The following is a 16201-nucleotide window of genomic DNA, read 5'->3' on the forward strand; positions in this document are numbered from 1 at the left end:
ACCGGTCACCGTGTCAGCGCACGTCGTCCCACAAGGCCCGCAGTTCGCCGTGTGGATCACGGCTGGTGGCCGGTGCGGCCGCGAAGCGGTGGACGGCCCGGTGGGGTTCGCCGTAGGCGGGCCAGCCGGGATCCCCCGTGGTGGCGAAGGACACCCAGGCGGCGTGCATGCTGTCCGCGATCGGCTGGGGCGGGGTGTCGCCGAGCAGGGGTGCGAAGGCCGGGTCGGCCAGGTTGTCGAAGACGAAGGGGACATCGAGCGCATGGCATGCGCCCAGTGCGCCGTCGAACGCGGGAGAGGGCCAGGCGAACTCGTAGACGAAGGCCCGCGCACCGTGGCGGGCCTGGGCTTCGGCCAGGCGCAGCGCGGGCAGGCGGTAGAACCAGTCGGTGGCGAGCTGCGCGAACAGCTCGCCCGGGCTCGCTCCGGGAAAGGCGGCACGGTAGGCGGCAACGCCCGCGCCCGGCGGCAGGCCGTACGTGGTGGCGGTGCGTTCCACGAGGTCGTCGGTCACCAGGGCGCCCAGTCCGGAGGGCACGGTGTACAGGCGGAACTCGTCGGCGGTGCAGCCCACCAGTACGTCGACGCCCGCCGCCGCGCCCTCGGCGATCGCGTCCCTGGGCGTGCGGGGGAGCGTGTCGTGGTCGACCACCGGTTCGAAGGGCATGAGGTTGAGCGCGGCCTCACCCCACAGGGCCGGGTCGGGGCGGGCCGAGATCTCGCCGCGGAGCTGGAGCTGTGCGGCCAGGAGCTGTTCGACGGGCACGGCGGCGATGTCCGGCCGGGTGGGCGGAACCCCCAGGATCGAGGCGAGGCGGGCGGCGACCAGAGCGGCGGAGGCGGGGGAGAGCGTGTGGTGGGCCGCGCCGCTCTGCAGCGCGGCGCGGTGGAAGAGCCCCTTGGCCGCGGGCATGGTCAGCAGGGCTCCGATGCTCATGGCGCCGGCCGACTGGCCGGACACGGTGACGCGATCGGGGTCGCCGCCGAAGGAGGCGATGTTGTCCCGGACCCATGTGAGCGCGGCGATCTGGTCCAGCAGACCGGGATTGGCCCCTGCGGTGTCGCCGGAACCGAGATGGAGAAAACCCTCCGCTCCCAGACGGTAGTTGAGGGTGACCAGAACGACGCCGTCGCGGGCGAACGCGGTACCGTCGTAGCCGGTGAGGGATCCCGTGCCGTTGGTGAAGGCGCCGCCGTGGAGCCAGACCACGACGGGCAGGCGTCCGGCCGGATCCGGAGTCCAGACGTTGAGGTTGAGGAAGTCCTCGCCGGGGACGAGGGTCTCGGGCAGGAGGCGGTCCATCGGCGGGGGATAGGGCGCTTGAGGGGCGGTGGGGCCGTGGGTGCCCGCGTCACGGATCCCGTCCCACGCGGGCGGCGGCTGCGGTGGTGCGAAGCGCAGCGGGCCGGTCGGAGCGGCGGCGTACGGGATGTTCTTGAAGCAGGCGATCCCGGCGGGGCCGGTGACGCCGTGGACCAGACCGTGGGAGGTCGCGAGGACCGGTCGCATGGGCACTCCTTCACAGAGACAGGGGTACGGCTTCGCGCAGGGCAGGAACGGCTTCGCGCGGAGCAGGGACGGCTTCGCGCAGGCAGGGCAGGGCCGGGGCTGGTAGTGCTCAGCGGTCTGCGTTCACGATGCGCAGTGCGAACTGCGCGTACTGGTCGGCGACCTGTTCGCGGGTCCGTTCGAGGGCGGGGCCGAACCACTGCGCGACCTGCACACCGAGGCCGCCGATCGCGGTGACCGCCAGCAGTGGATCGTCGATGCTGAACTCGCCGTCGTCGGCGCCGCGTTCGAGGACGTCGGCGAGCAGACGGCGGCACTCCTCGCGCAACCGCAGCGAGGGCGCGGCCAGTTCGGGGGGCAGGGCGTGGAGTTCGCCGTTGGTGACCACCGCCAGCAGCGGATAGTCGGTGTGGAGCAGCACATGGGCACGGACCAGCGCGGCCAGCTGCCGGGCGGCGCCGGCCTCGCGGGTGCCGGCGGCGGCTTCCGTCAGCCGGGTGCGCATCTCCTCGTGGCCGATGCGCACCAGCTCGGCCAGGACGTGCCCCTTGGACGGGTAGTGCGCGTACAGGGTCGCGGAGTTGATGCCGACCATGCCCGCGATCTGCCGGATCGAGGCGCCGGCGAACCCGGACTCGGCGAACAGCTCCAGGCCCGCCTTGAGGATCTTGCCCCGGGTGCCGGGCGGTGTGACGCCCTCGGGGAGAACCGCCTCCATCGCGACGACCCGGCGGGGCTCCCAGGCGGGAAGTTCCACGGCTGCTCCTGACGGCTCGGCGAGATTTCCAACCAATCGATTGGTTGACACCGTAGCGCAGAGGCCGGATGGTGGCTCGAAACGGTCCGAAACAACCAATCGATTGGTTGGAAACTGACGCCTGGCTGCGCTGTCCGTGCCGGCAGCCGGCCGTGATCCCTGGGGGAGCCCTCCCGTGAGCCGTCCCGTCACCCGCCCCGCCGCGCCCGCTGCGCCTGCCGCGCCCGCTGCACCTTCCGCGAGCGGTGCGTCCGCCGGCTCCTCCGTGCCCGGTGCTTCCGCCGAACCCTGCGCGTCCGCCAACCTCGCGACCCTGCTGACCTCGACCGCGGAACGCGTCCCCTCGCGGACCGCCCTGCGTCTTGCGGCAGAGTCGCTGAGCTACGCCGAACTGGCGGACGGCTCGGCACGGATGGCCGGAGTCCTGCGGGCCCGGGGCGTGGGTCCCGGCGACCGGGTGGGGCTGATGGTGCCGAACGTCCCGGCCTTCGCGGTCCTCTACTTCGCGATCCTGCGCGCCGGTGCCGTGGTCGTGCCGATGAACCCGCTGCTGAAGGCCCGCGAGGTCCGCCACTACCTCGCCGACTCCGGTGCGGTGCTGCTGCTGGCCTGGGAGGACCAGGCGGGCGAAGGGCGCGCGGCGGCGGAGGGCTGCGGCACCCGTCACCTGGTGGTGGGCCCCGGCAGCCTGTTCGAACTCCTGGCTTCGCAGGCACCCGTGCCCGGGGTGGCCGGCCGTGCCGCCGACGACACCGCCGTCATCCTCTACACCTCGGGCACCACCGGCACCCCCAAGGGCGCGGAACTCACCCACGACAACCTCGCGCGCAACACCGAGGTCTGTGCCCGTACCCTGCTGCGGCTCGGCGAGGACGACGTGATCTTCGGCGGACTGCCGCTGTTCCACTCCTTCGGCCAGGTCGTCGGCCTGAACTGCGCCGTCGCGGCGGGTGCCTGTCTCACGCTGCTGGCGCGCTTCGACGCCGCCGAGGTACCGGCGATGATCGAGCGCGACCGCGTGACGGTCCTGCTCGGCGTGCCTACCATGTACGCCGCCCTGCTCGCCCACGGCGGACTGCGCACCGTCGACACGTCCGCGCTGCGCCTGTGCGTCTCCGGCGGCGCCGCCTTGCCCGTCGAGGTCCTGCACGGCTTCGAGACGGCCTTCGGCTGCACCGTGCTGGAGGGGTACGGCCTGTCGGAGACCTCACCGGTCGCCTCCTTCAACCACCCCGAGGGCCCCCGCCGGCCCGGCACCATCGGCACCCCGATCGAGGGCGTACGGATGCGGGTCCAGGACGACCTGGGCCGCCCGCTCCCGGACGGCGAGGCCGGCGAGATCGCGGTCTCGGGACACAACGTCATGAAGGGCTACTGGAGGTTCCCCGAGGCCACCGCCGAGACGATCGTGGACGGCTGGCTGCGCACCGGCGACATCGGCGTCCGCGATCCCGACGGCCTCTTCCGGATCGTCGACCGGAAGAAGGACCTGATCATCCGAGGCGGCTTCAACGTCTACCCGCGCGAGATCGAGGAGGTCCTCTACCAGCACCCCGCGGTGGCCGAGGCCGCCGTCGTCGGGGTCCCGCATCCCACCCACGGGGAGGAGATCGCCGCCGTGGTCACCCTCAAGAGCGGCACCACCACCGCACCCGACGAGCTGCGCGACTTCGTCCGCGCCCGGGTCGCCCCGTACAAGTACCCGCGACTGGTGCGGATCGCCGACCTGCCCAAGGGTCCGACCGGCAAGATCCTCCGGCGCGCGATCACCGTGTCCGCGGACCCCGCCGACGAGCCCGGCTGATCCGGGCCCCGGCACGAGTCCCCCGGCACGAGCCTCCCGCACGAGCCCCCGCATGCCCCCCCGTACGAGCCGCCCCCCCCCGGGCAGCACTCCCCACCCCACCCACCCAACCATCGGAGTGTGTTCCATGAGATTCCGCTCCCTGCACAGAGCCGCCCAGGCCGTCGCCGCCCTCGGCGCCGCGCTCGCCCTCGCGGCCGCAGGCCCGGCCGCTCCGGCCCGGGCCGCCACCCCGCCCCTGCCGGACCTGAACATCACCGGCACCTACGTCACCGGCGTCTCCTCCGGCGGCTTCATGGCCACCCAGCTCCAAGTCGCCTACTCCCGCACCTTCGACGGCGCGGGGATCGTCGCCGCCGGACCGTACGACTGCGGCCAGGGGCACGTGATCAAGTTCGTCACCTGCGATCTCGGCCTGGGTGTCCACGACCTGGAGCGGCAGGCCGGGGACTGGGCGTCCCAGGACCGCATCGACCCGGTGTCGAACCTGGCGGGCAAGCCGGTCTACACGTACCACGGCTACCTCGACCCGGTCGTCAACCCGCTGGTCTCCCGGGCGGGCGTCGACTTCTACGAACACTTCGGCGCCGACGTCACCTACCACGACTGGGATCCGGCCGGACACTCGTGGCCCACCCCCGACGGCGTCGTCCCCTGCTCCCTCACCCTGCCGCCGTTCCTGAACAACTGCCACGACGATCCCGAGCGCGAGATGCTCACCACCTGGCTCGGGGGGGTCAACGCACGCAACACCGGTGCTCCCAAGGGCACTCTCTCGTACTTCGACCAGAACGCCTACGCCCCCGGCGGCTCGGCCCACGCCCTGTCCATGGACTCCACCGGGCAGCTCTACGTCCCGCCGGCCTGCGCCGCCGGAGCCCCCTGCAAGCTGGTGGTGGCCCTGCACGGCTGTCTGTCCGCCCAGCAACTCCTCGGCACGGCCTTCGCCGAGAGGGGCAACCTCGACACCTACGCCGACACCAACAACCTCGTCGTCATGTACCCGCAGGCCGTCTCCAGCGTCTGGCCCGTCAACCCGCAGGGCTGCTGGGACTGGTTCGGCTACACCGGCTCCGACTACGCCGTCAGGAGCGCACCGCAGATGACCGCCATCGTCAACATGGTCCACGCCCTGGGCGCCTGACCCGCACCCGCACCACCCGTCCCCGCAGTGCCCGTCCCCGCTCCGTCCGTCGTCCGGGTGCCGCGGGGACGCGGCCGTTCCCCCGGCGGGTGCGGGGACGCGGCGCTCCCCTCGTGACCGCGAGGGCACCACCGTCGCCGCCAGTGCGCGGGCGGCCGCGGCGGTGCGGTCGCGGTCGCCGGTGGCGACCAAGTCGAGGAGCAGCCCGCGGAAGGCGGCGAGCGTGAGCGTGGCCACGGCGGAGGCGCTCCCGTGGACGGCCCCGGCCGCTCGGCCCCGGCCTCGGCGAGCCGGCGCTCGGGACCCTCGCCCCGGGGGCACCCGCCGACCTCCTCCTCCACGACGCCGATCCGACCACCCGCACCGACCCGTCGGACGGACGGAAGGCAGTCATCACGCGCGGGCGCCTCTCCACCCGCCCCGACCTCGATGGCGCTGACCGAGCCGGGCGGCGGCTCCGACCTCCAGGCCATGCGCACGGTCGCCCGAAAGGACGCCGAGGGCTACGTCGTCAACGGCACCAAGACATGGATCACCAACTCACGCCGCTCCCGGCTGATCGCCCTGCTGTGCAAGACGGATGCGCAGGCGCGCCCCGCACACCGGGGCATGTCCGTCCTGCTGGTCGAACACGGACCGGCCCGACCGTCTGCCGGGACCTGCCCAAGCTCGGCTACAAGGGCGTGGAGAGCTGCGAGCTGTCCTTCGAGGACTACGAAGCTCTTCGCGTCCGAGACCGCGATGCAGATCGCCCTCAACGCCGTCCGCATCCACGGCGGTTACGGCTACTCGACCGAGTTCGACGTGGAGCGCTACTTCCGCGATGCCCCGCTGATGATCGTCGGCGAGGGCACCAACGAGATCCAGCGCAACGTGGTCGTCGGCCAGTTGGTCGAGCGAGGCGGTCTCGACGCTCCCCGGTGATGCGCTCCGGGACGAACTTCGCGGGCGGCGCGGCCGGTCCGCCGTGCGGTCAGCGTCCGGGCAGCCGGGCGGTGACCTCCTGCACGAACCAGCCGTTGCCGTCCGGGTCGTCGAAGGAGAGGAACGAGCTGTAGCTCTGGCCGTCCGGGGCGCGGCCGTCGACCCGCGCCCGCGTTCCGGCGTGGTGGAACACACCGCCGGCGTCGTGGAACACCCCGCTCACCGGCGCGCCGTGTGCGGTCAGGTCGGCCCGCGCCGCCTCGATGTCCTCGACGACCAGCATCATGCCGTGGGCCGATCCCGGTGCGGCCGAGGTGACGCCCTTGCCGAAGATGACCGAGGCGGGGGAGCCCGGTGGCGTCATCTGCACCACCCGGAAGTCCTCGCCGGTGGCGAAGTCGGCGTCCTCGCGCCAGCCCAGCCCCTGGTAGAAGTCCTTGGCCCGGTCCACGTCACCGACCGGGATCACCACGACTTCGAGTCCGTACTCCACGACCGCTGCTCCTCTCGGGGGATGCACACGCCTTGGAGGGTCCGTCCCGGACGGCTCGTCCCGCGTCCGTGAGTACCCCGGTCGTCACCCTGGACCACGCCCCTGCCCGGGCCGCGGGTGCGCATCGGCGCGTCGCCGGGAATCCCCCGGGCGCACGCCGATCGGCCCCCCGAGGGCGTCGCTGACCGGCCTTCCCCTCCCTAGCCGGCTGTCCCCGGGCACGGCGGTGTGTCCGGCAGATGCTCCTTCGCCCACTCGCCGAGTTCCCTGAGCGAGGGCTCCAGTGCGGCTCCGGACGTGGTCAGCCGGTACGAGACGCGCAGCGGCGGCCCCTCGTCGACCTCGCGCACCACGAGTCCCGCCGCACCGAGTTCGGCGAGCCGGTCGGAGAGCATGCGCTCGCTGATGCCGGGGACGGCCCGGCGCAGATTGGCGAAGTGCGTCGGCTGCCCCATCAGGACGGCCAGGATCGGGCCGTTCCAGCGCTTGCCCAGCACCTGGAAGACACGGGTGATGCCGTCGTCCACGCGCTTGCACTCGGCCGTGTCATGGGTCTGCTCCGCCATGACGTCAGGGTACTACCCCGCTGTATGGGGGTGAAAAAAAGTAAGCTCCTGTGTTACATATAGCTGAGTACGAATCCTTAGCCCCCGCATCGCGCAAGGGGCTCGTTCCTCCGGGAGACACTCATGGCCACCCTGCTGCACATCGACTCATCCCTCTTCCCGGGCGAGGCGTCCGCCTCCCGCGCCGTCACGGAGGCCTTTCGCCAGGCCTGGCAGGAGCAGCACCCCAGCGGCACGGTGATATACCGCGACCTGGCGGTGAACCCCGTGCCGCACATCACCGCCGCCGCCCACACCGCCGGCTTCGCCGATCCCGCCACCCACACGGCCGAGCAGGCGGCCGACTTCGCCGGCCGTGTGCGGCTGATCGAGGAGCTGGAGCGGGCGGACGCGGTCCTCATCGGCGCGCCGATGTACAACTACACGATCCCCTCGACCCTCAAGGCGTGGCTGGACAACGTGATCCTGTTCGGCCGCACGATGGGCGAGACCCCCTCCGCCAAGGGCACCCCGGTCACCGTCGTGGCCAGCCGTGGCGGTTCCTACGCACCGGGCACCCCGCGCGAGTCCTACGAGTACGTCCAGAACTACCTGACGGCGGTCCTCGCGGACGGCCTCGCCCTCGACCTCGACTTCATCGTTCCGGAGCTGACCATGGCCCCGCACAACCCGGCCATGACCGAACTCGTGCCGCTCTTCGAAGCCTCCCGCGACCGGGCCCTCCAGGAGGCGGCCACCAAGGCCAAGGCCCTGGCGGAACGCCTCGCCGCGTAGCACCGGCGGGACGACCGCGACCGCCGGGCCGGTGCGGCTCCCCTTGCCCTGCCCGGCCGGTCCGCAGAGCAGGGCAAGGACCGCTCGGACGGCCGTAGGTGCCCGGTGTCAGGGGCGGACGAGGACCTTGAGTGCCTCGCGCCGGTCCATCGCGCGGTGGCCGTCGGGGACCTCGTCGAGGCCGATGGTGCGGGTGAAGACACGGCCGGGCTCGACGGTTCCGCCGAGGACGCCGGGGAGCAGTTCGTCGATGTAGGCGCGGACCGGTGCGGGGCCGCCGGTCAGGGTGATGTTCGGGCCGAACAGGCTGGTGAAGCCGACCGGCGCCGCCTCGTACTGCGGGAGGCCGACCCGGCTGATGACACCGCCCGGACGCACCACGCCGACCGCCGTCTCGTAGGCGCTCATGTAGCCGACGCACTCCAGGACGGCATGGGTGCCGTCGCCACCGGTCAGTTCGCGGACGCGTGCGATGCCTTCTCCGCCGCGCTCGGGAACGACATCGGTGGCGCCGAACTCGCGGCCCAGGCCGGTGCGGTCCTTGTGCCGGCCCATGAGGATGATCCGCTCGGCACCGAGCTGCCTGGCGGACAGCACCGCCAGCAGGCCGACCGCGCCGTCACCGATGACGGTGATCGTGGTGCGCGGGTTCACGCGCGCCTGCCGGGCGGCGTGGTAGCCGGTGCCGTACACGTCCGACAGGGTCAGCAGCGAGGGCAGCAGCTCGGAGTCCTCGCCGACGGGCAGCCCGACCAGGGTGCCCTCGGCCTGCGGGACGCGGACCGCCTCCGCCTGGCCGCCGCCGACGCCGCCCGCGGCCCAGAAGTCGCCGTTGCGGCAGGAGGTGTGCAGGCCCTCGCGGCAGAACACAGGTGTTGTCGCAATACGCGAAGGGAGCCACGACCAGGTCGCCGCGCGTCAGCCCCGAGACCTCGGAGCCGAGTTCCTCGACCACGCCGATGAACTCGTGGCCCATCGGGGTGCGCTCGCCGGAGGCCGGCAGGGTGGGGTACGGGTGCAGGTCGGTGCCGCAGATGCAGGACCGGACGATACGCACGACTGCGTCGGTGGGCTGCTGGAGGACCGGGTCGGGTGCGTCCTCCACGCGCACGTCGCCGGCGCCGTACATGAATGTTGCCCGCATGGGGTGTTACCTCGGGTGTCCGCGATCGGGGGAGGTGTCAGGAGCGGGTGCGCGGGCGGGCGTACTGCTCGTCGGTGACGTGCTCGGCCCAGACCGTCTCGGCCGTGCCGTCGGCCGTGCCCTCCCACATGGCCAGGTGCTCCATGAAGTGGTCGGGGGCGGCGCCGTGCCAGTGCTCCTCGTCGGGCGGGCACGAGACGGTCTCGCCGGGACGGGCCTCGAAGACCGTGCCGTCACGGGTGCCGATCAGTGCGACGCCGGAGACGACGTGCAGGGTCTGGCCCAGGGCGTGGCGGTGCCAGGCGGTGCGGGCACCGGGCGCGAAGCGGACAAGGTTCACCCGCATCCGGGACGGCTCGCCGGCGGGATGGATCACGTCCCACCACGCATCGCCGGTGAACCACTCGGCCGGCGCCCTGCTGGTGGACTGTTGCTCGATGAAGTGCACGGGTGATGCTCCCAGGAGATCGGTTTCCCTTCCCTGACCGTGGAATCCGTACACGGGCAGCGCTCGCACGGTGAATCGGCCACCCACGATCCGAGCCCGGCACGGCCGCCCACGAAGGGCCGCGGGTGCTCGCCTCCGGGGCGGCGGAACAAGAGCCCGCCGCCCGGGGGTGCCGTGGCCGGCCCTGCCCGGCAGGGCCGAGCCTAGGATCTCGGCCGACGCTCCGGCTGCGGTGAGGCGGGCTTGTCCCGCCGGGTCGCGGCGGTCACGTGCTCGGGGTCGAGTATGTGGTCGCCGTACAGATCCTGCAGCCAGTTGGTCTGGTAGATGGTGTCGAGGTAGCGCTCGCCGAGGTCGGGCGCGATGGCCACCGCGGTGATGTCCCGTGTGTCCTGCCGGGTCAGCCAGTCCGTCGCGCCGCTGACCACCGTTCCGGTGGAGCCGCCGAACAGGAAGCCGCGTCGGGCCATGCGGTGACAGGTGCGGATGGTGTCCGCCTCCTCCACCCGGATCACCTCGTCCACGAAGGACACGTCGAGCAGCGGGGGCACCATGCTCATGCCCAGACCGGGGATCATCCGCCGGCCCGGTTTGCCGCCGAAGGCCACCGAACCCACGCTGTCCACGGCGACGATCCGCACCGGCCGGTTCCACTGGCGGAAGTAGCGTGCGCAGCCCATCAGGGTCCCGGCGGTGCCCGCCCCGATGAACACCACGTCCAGCTGCGGGAAGTAGCGGGCTATCTCCTGGGCCGTCGTGCGGTAGTGGGCCCGCCAGTTGCCCGCGTTGGTGTACTGGCTGAGCCACACATAGCGGGAGTCGGACTCGCACAGGGACCGGACGTAGTCGATCCGTGTGCCCAGGAAGCCGCCGTTCGCGTCCAGGTCGGCCACGACGTGCACCTGGCTGCCGAGCGCCTCCATCAGCAGTCTGGTCGACAGGTTGCAACGGGAGTCCGTCACACACAGGAACCGGTAGCCCTTGCTCGCGGCGATCATGCTGAGGGCCACACCCAGGTTCCCGGAAGAGGACTCGACGAGGATGGAGTCCGATGTCAGGACTCCGTCCCGCTCGGCGCTCTCCACCATCTCGTTCGCGGCCTTCAGCTTGATGGAGCCGGCGAAGTTGAATCCCTCGCACTTCAGGTAGAGGGAGCATCCGAAGATCGACTCCAGATCGACGAAGAGACCGCCTTCGTTGAAGTCATGGGGAGCGGAAATGACGGGCACGGTGGGCCTCCTGGGACCAGGGCTGAGGACAACGGCCTCAGCCGTACCGGCGCAGGTCGTGGAAGAAGTCGTCTATGAGGCGGAGGTCGCCCGCCCCTGCTGCCTCGTCGTAGACGTACTTGCCGACGGCGAGATCGAGGACGCCGAGTCCGAACGGCGAGAAGATGACGGGGCGGTCGGCCGGCGGGGCCGCCCTCCCGAGCATCACGTCGTTGAGGGTGCCGTTCAGGAAGTCACGGCTGCCGGTGCGCTGCTCGGCCAGATGGGGTGACGTGTCGGCCTTCAGGCAGTGCTCGACGTCGTCGACGAAGTTGGCCGAGGCGAGCAGGACCTCGGGCGCGAGGTCACGCAGCGAGATGTGCAGGACCAGGGGGTTGTGGCTGAACCAGGCCGGATCGCTGACGTGGGGTTCGCCGGCGATGGTGGCGAAGACCACCAGGTCGCTGGAGCGGACGAGGTCCTCGGCGCTGTCGTGGACGGTGACCTCGGCGGTGGTGTCGCTCTGGCGCAGGTACCCGCAGAAGCCCGCGGAGCTGTCGGCGGACACGTCGTGCACGCCGATCGCGTCGAACGACCAGCCGGTGCCGGTCAGGAAGGTGTGGATGTAGCGGGCGATCAGGCCCGTGCCGAAGAACCCGACACGGGTGGGGCGGCGCCGGCTGCGGCTGAGCCAGTCGGCGGCCAGCGCGGCGGACGCCGCGGTCCTGGTCGCGCTGATGATGGAGCTCTCCAGGCAGGCGAAGGGGTAACCGGTCTCGGCGTCGTTGAGGATCAGCACCGCGGAGGCACGGGGCAGCCCGGCACTCACGTTGTCCGGGAAGCTGGAGATCCACTTGATGCCGTCCACGTGGACCGAGCCTCCGACGGAGGCCGGCAGCGCGATGATCCGCGCCCGGGGGCGGTCGGGAAAGCGCAGGAAGTAGGACGGCGGGTTGACCGTGTCCCCGGCGCCATGGAGCCGGTAGGTGGCCTCGACCAGCTCCACGATCTGTTTCTCGCGTCCGTCGAGTGCCTGCTGCACCTGCGTACCGGTGATCACCGCGAACGTCGGCGCCGAGGCCCCCTGCGGGACGGCGGGCTGGGTTGCGGTGGACGACATACGGGTCATCGCTGACTTGCCTCCGGGGTCGGGCAGCAGTCGGCCAGACGGCGGGGCTCGGCCATGCCGACCAGCACCTGCCGCTCTCCGGTGAAGGGCTCTCTGCTGTGCGCAGTACGGATGTTGTCGACGAGCAGCAGGTCACCGGCCTGCCAGGGCTCGCGTCGGGTGTGTTCCTCGTAGGTGGCGTTGAGCTGCTGGACGACGTCCTCCCCGATCGGGGAACCGTCTCCGTAGCGGGTGTTGAACGGCAGCCCGTCCTCCCCGTAGACGTCCACCAGGTACTCGCGCACCTCCTCGGCCAGCGTCCACTGGTTGAGGAAGGCGATCTGGTTGAACCAGCAGCGCTTGCCCGTGAGCGGGTGCCGCACGATGGCGCTGCGGCGCTGCTCGGTGCGCAGGGAGCCGTCCGCCAGCCAGGTGAAGTCGATGCCGTTGGCCCGGCAGTAACTTTCGATCGCGGTGCGGTCCTCGGTGCCGAACGACTCCGTCAGGGACGCCCCGATCTCGTCGTTGTAGGAGCGGGTCAGCAACCAGCCCTCGCGCTCGAACCGTTCTGTCAGCGTGGTGGGCAGCGCCTGGAGCACCGCTTCCGCATCCGCCACCGCGGTCGCCCCGCCCTGGGCGGGCGCGGTCAGACACGCGAACAGCATCAGGCCGGGAACCTCCAGCAGATAGCTCAGCTCGTGGTGCATGCACATCGGCTGGTTGGCCGGCCAGCTCGTGGAGGAGTACAGCCCGGGGCCGTAGGCCTGCCGGGGGGCGAAGGCCTCTCGCTCCGGCATGAGGGTGCCGGCGAGCCCCGCGAGGACGGCACCGGCCCGGGACTCCTCCCGCAGCTCCAGGCCACGGACGAGCAGGGCCCCGTGCTGGGTGACCTGCGCACGCAGCGACTCGCGCCACTCGGCTGCCCAACTCGATGCGTCACCGGGGGAGTCGACGTGCAGGATCGCGGGTCTGTCCGGCCGCAGCTCCACGTCGAGAGGTGCTGCGAGGGGTGAGGAGGACATCTCGGTTTCCCTTCGGTTGCCCGTCTGGGGGCTCTGTGGGGGTTGGGTCAGGAGGAGGACAGGGGAGCCACGACGCCCAGGACGGCCTGTGCCGCCTGGGCCGGGCAGGTGCGCGGGAAGTAGTGGCCGCCGTCGGCCAGCTCGTGCAGATCCACGTGCTCGGCCAGCAGCAGCCAGTCCTGATAGCGCTTGGCGTGGCCGGCCGTGTGCGGATCGTCGGCGGCGACGACCACCGAGACCGGTGCGGCCAGCTTCACCGGCGCCGGGTCTTTCAGGGCGGCACAGAAGTAGAGGTGCGCGGACACGCAGTCGTGCCGGTAGGCGGCACCGATGTGCTCGGCGTGCTCCGCGTTCAGTTCCGAGAGTTCGGTGTAGCCGCTCTGCGCGGTCAGCCGGGCCGCGATCTCGGCGTTGCTCAGGCGCGTCAGATCCTCGACGGCGGCCTGCCGCTCGGCGGTGGTGCCGAGCAACTGCGCGCCGAGGAACACCCGGGGCACGTCCACGCCGTGCTCCTTGAGCTTCCTGGCCGTCTCGATGGCCTGTGCGGTGCCCGACGAGTGGCCCCACAGCAGGACCCGGGTCAGGCCGCGCGCGGCGATCTCGGCGGCGACCTGCTTCGCCACCTGCGTGATCGAGGCGAACGGCTCGTGGTGGGCCGCCAGGTCGTGACCGGGCAGGTCCACCGCGAAGACCGCCGTGCCGGTGCTCGCCAGCGCACTCGCCATCGGCTGGTAGTTGACCGCATTACCGCCCGCGTAGGGGAAGCACACCAGGGCGCGTTCCGCCGCACCGCTCGCGGCCGTCAGCGGCTGCAGCAGCTCCGTGCGTTGCCGTGCCGTGCCGTCGAGGAGGGCGGCCAGGTCGGCGAGCACGGGGTGCCGGGTGATGTCCTTGAGGGACACCGCGCGGTCGAGCGCGACGGTGAGCCGGACCGCCGTCAGGGAGGTGCCCCCGGAGTGGAAGAAGTGGTCCTTGCGGCCGATGCGGTTTTCGGGGATGCCCAGGAGTTCGGCCCAGACGGCTGCCAGCCTCCGCTCGGTCGGGGTGAGCGGGGCGGACTCGGGCTCGTCGGCCACGGCCGGTTCCGTCTGCTCGGCGAGAGCGGTGAGCACCTTCCGGTCGATCTTGCCGTTGCCGGTCAGCGGAAGGCCGGGCTGCCAGTGGAAGGCCGAGGGGACCATGTACACGGGCAGGACGGCGCCCAGTGCCTCGCGCAGCTCGTGCGTCTGAAGACGCCGGCCCGTGTAGAAGGCGATCAGGTGCTTGTTCTGCCCGCCGCGGTCCGCGACGACCACCGCACCGTCCCGCACACCGGCGACCCGCAGCAGGGCGTTCTCGATCTCGCCGATCTCGATGCGGAAGCCGCGGATCTTGACCTGGTTGTCGCGTCGGCCGAGGAACTCCAGCTTGCCGCCGGGGTGCCAGCGCCCCCAGTCACCCGCGAGGTAGAGCCGCTCACCCGGCCGGTACGGGTCCTCCCGGTAGGCCTCACGGGTCCGCTCGGGATCGTTGACGTATCCGCGGCCCACGCAGACACCGGAGAACGCGATCAGCCCCGGGGCGCCCAGCGGTACCAGCGACAGATGCTCGTCCATGACGTAGACGTGCACGTTGTTGACGGCGTGCCCCAGCAGGACGCGCTCGGGGACCGCGTCCATGACCTCGTGGTTGGTGTCGTCCGACGTCTCGGTCAGCCCGTAGGCGTTGACCAGCCTGACGCCCGGCTGGATCGCGAACCAGCGCTGGACCAGCTCCCGCTTGAGCGCCTCACCGGTCACCGACACACACCGAAGGTCCGGCAGCTCGCGGGGATGCTGCTCCAGATACGAGACGACGACCTCCAGATAGGAGGGCACGAGCTGCGCCACGGCCGCCCGGCCGCGCACGAGCGTGTCGACGAACCGCTCCACGTCCACGATCACGTCCTGCCCGACCAGCAGCGTCCGCCCGCCCACCAGCAGCGAGGACACCAGCTGCCACAGCGAGATGTCGAAGCACTGCGGGGCGGTCTGTGCCACCACGCTGCCCTCGCCGATCCCCAGGTCGTCGATCTTGGCGTGGAGATGGTTGAGGAAGCCCGCGTGCTCGCACATCGCGCCCTTCGGCTCGCCGGTGGAGCCGGACGTGAAGTAGATGTAGGCCAGCTGACCGGCGTCGACCCTCACCCCGAGATCGCCGGCGGCGTGCGGTTCGGCATAGGCCGTCTCGATCAGCAGCTTCTCGGCTCCGGGCACCGATTCGAGCGCCCGGTCGAGCATCTGGGTGCTGCCGGCCTCGGTCAGGACCAGCCGGCATCCGGCGCGTGACAACGTTGCCGCGACACGGTCGGCAGGGAAGTGCGGTTCGATCGGCAGGTACGCGCCGCCCGCCTTGAACACCGCCAGCGTCGCGGCCAGCCAGTCCAGGCCGCGTTCGGTGACCACGGCGACCACGTCCTCACGGCCCAGTCCCCGCTCCACCAGCGCCCGCGCCAGGCGGTTCGCCCGCCCGTTGAGCTCCGCGTACGTCCACTGCTGCTCGCCGTGGACGGCCGCCACCGCGTCCGGATGCGCCTTGACCCGCTGCTCGAACAGTTCGTGCGCCCGTGCGTCCGGCAGCGGACGGCGGGGCCCGGCCAGCCCTTCCAGCTGCTCGTGCAACTCGTCGGGCGACAGCAGACCCTGCCGTGCGTGCTCGGCGTCCACGTCGGCCGTCAGCAGCCGAAGGGCCGTCAGATGGTAGCCGCCGATCCGGGCCGCGCCCGCGGCATCCAGCACGTCGGTGCGGTAGCGCAGCCGAAGCCTGAGCCGTCCGTCCCGGTCGGACCAGCGCACGTCCAGGACGCCTTCATGGGCAGGAGCGTCCTCGGCCCCTCGGGGACCGAACACGATCTCGTACGGCGGCTGGTCCGCGCCCAGTTCCCGGCACAGTTCGTCCACCGGGAACTCCCGGTGCGCCAGCAGGTCCGCCTCGGCCTGCTGAGCGGTCGAGACCAGCGTGCGCCAGGAGCCCGGGGGAACCGTCAGGCGGCACGGCAGCGGCTCGCCCCGCACCCCGGCGGCGTACCCCGTCACCACCTCCCGCTCACCGGACAGCGCGGCCAGCACCTTGGCGTGCGCCGCCAGCAGCAGGGCGCTGACCGGTACTGCGAGCTGCCCCACCAGCCCCCGTACCGACTCCGCCACGTCGTCCGGCACCGCAGCCTCGTGCTCGGCCGTTCCCGCAGCCGGCTCCAGGACCCACCGCGGCACCGTGGTGGTACCGCCTTCGGCCAGCACACGGCTCCAGAACTCCCGGTCCGCTTCCACACGCGTTCCCAT

The 16201-nt window shown here is 71.7% G+C and carries 12 protein-coding genes and 2 pseudogenes; 4 read left to right on the plus strand and 10 right to left on the minus strand.

Annotation, left to right across the window (positions count from 1 at the left end):
- Positions 1–13: 13 nt before the first annotated feature.
- Positions 14–1510, minus strand: coding sequence for a carboxylesterase family protein (locus ACFZCP_RS21125; protein ID WP_391428754.1), 1497 nt, complete (start codon positions 1508–1510; stop codon positions 14–16).
- Between the two features lie 109 nt (positions 1511–1619).
- Positions 1620–2267 carry a TetR family transcriptional regulator gene (locus ACFZCP_RS21130; protein ID WP_391428756.1) on the minus strand — a complete coding sequence of 216 codons (648 nt, stop codon included), beginning with the start codon at positions 2265–2267 and terminating at the stop codon, positions 1620–1622.
- A gap of 265 nt (positions 2268–2532) precedes the next feature.
- Here ACFZCP_RS21130 and ACFZCP_RS21135 point away from each other — a divergent pair, with 265 nt between their 5' ends.
- From ACFZCP_RS21135 to ACFZCP_RS21145, 3 genes and pseudogenes are all read left to right on the plus strand, one after another.
- On the plus strand, positions 2533–4071 hold the full coding sequence (locus ACFZCP_RS21135) for an AMP-binding protein (RefSeq protein ID WP_391428971.1): 1539 nt from the start codon (positions 2533–2535) through the stop codon (positions 4069–4071).
- A gap of 127 nt (positions 4072–4198) precedes the next feature.
- A complete protein-coding gene (locus ACFZCP_RS21140; protein ID WP_391428758.1) occupies positions 4199–5215 on the plus strand; it encodes a hypothetical protein in 1017 nt (338 codons plus the stop codon).
- Between the two features lie 426 nt (positions 5216–5641).
- Positions 5642–6139, plus strand: a pseudogene (locus ACFZCP_RS21145) (acyl-CoA dehydrogenase family protein); the annotation flags it as partial.
- A 49-nt stretch (positions 6140–6188) separates the two neighbouring features.
- Here the strand turns inward: ACFZCP_RS21145 and ACFZCP_RS21150 are convergent.
- Complete coding sequence (locus ACFZCP_RS21150) at positions 6189–6632, minus strand: VOC family protein (RefSeq protein ID WP_391428761.1); 444 nt, start codon at positions 6630–6632, stop codon at positions 6189–6191.
- 200 nt (positions 6633–6832) lie between these two features.
- Positions 6833–7198: a winged helix-turn-helix transcriptional regulator gene (locus ACFZCP_RS21155; RefSeq protein WP_391428763.1), complete on the minus strand. Its 366-nt coding sequence runs from the start codon at positions 7196–7198 to the stop codon at positions 6833–6835.
- Positions 7199–7321: 123 nt separating this feature from the next.
- Here ACFZCP_RS21155 and ACFZCP_RS21160 point away from each other — a divergent pair, with 123 nt between their 5' ends.
- The gene (locus ACFZCP_RS21160) at positions 7322–7972 is read left to right on the plus strand and encodes an NAD(P)H-dependent oxidoreductase (protein ID WP_391428765.1); all 651 of its coding nucleotides are present in this window, start codon (positions 7322–7324) and stop codon (positions 7970–7972) included.
- Between the two features lie 108 nt (positions 7973–8080).
- On the opposite strand, the pseudogene ACFZCP_RS21165 reads toward ACFZCP_RS21160, so the two are convergent.
- From ACFZCP_RS21165 to ACFZCP_RS21190, 6 genes and pseudogenes are all read right to left on the minus strand, one after another.
- Positions 8081–9116: pseudogene (locus tag ACFZCP_RS21165) on the minus strand (zinc-binding dehydrogenase).
- A 37-nt stretch (positions 9117–9153) separates the two neighbouring features.
- Positions 9154–9564, minus strand: a complete 411-nt coding sequence (locus ACFZCP_RS21170; protein WP_391428767.1) for a cupin domain-containing protein — start codon at positions 9562–9564, stop codon at positions 9154–9156.
- Between the two features lie 203 nt (positions 9565–9767).
- Positions 9768–10793: a 2,3-diaminopropionate biosynthesis protein SbnA gene (sbnA, locus tag ACFZCP_RS21175; protein WP_391428769.1), complete on the minus strand. Its 1026-nt coding sequence runs from the start codon at positions 10791–10793 to the stop codon at positions 9768–9770.
- Between the two features lie 37 nt (positions 10794–10830).
- Entirely contained in the window at positions 10831–11901 is a 1071-nt protein-coding gene (gene sbnB / locus ACFZCP_RS21180; protein ID WP_391428771.1) for a 2,3-diaminopropionate biosynthesis protein SbnB, read from the minus strand.
- Positions 11898–12902, minus strand: coding sequence for a TauD/TfdA family dioxygenase (locus ACFZCP_RS21185; protein ID WP_391428773.1), 1005 nt, complete (start codon positions 12900–12902; stop codon positions 11898–11900). Before ACFZCP_RS21185 ends, sbnB begins: the two co-directional genes overlap by 4 nt.
- A gap of 47 nt (positions 12903–12949) precedes the next feature.
- Positions 12950–16201: an amino acid adenylation domain-containing protein gene (locus tag ACFZCP_RS21190; RefSeq protein WP_391428775.1), complete on the minus strand. Its 3252-nt coding sequence runs from the start codon at positions 16199–16201 to the stop codon at positions 12950–12952.

The organism is Streptomyces sp. NPDC007971, assembly GCF_042958635.1.
GTDB lineage: Bacteria > Actinomycetota > Actinomycetes > Streptomycetales > Streptomycetaceae > Streptomyces.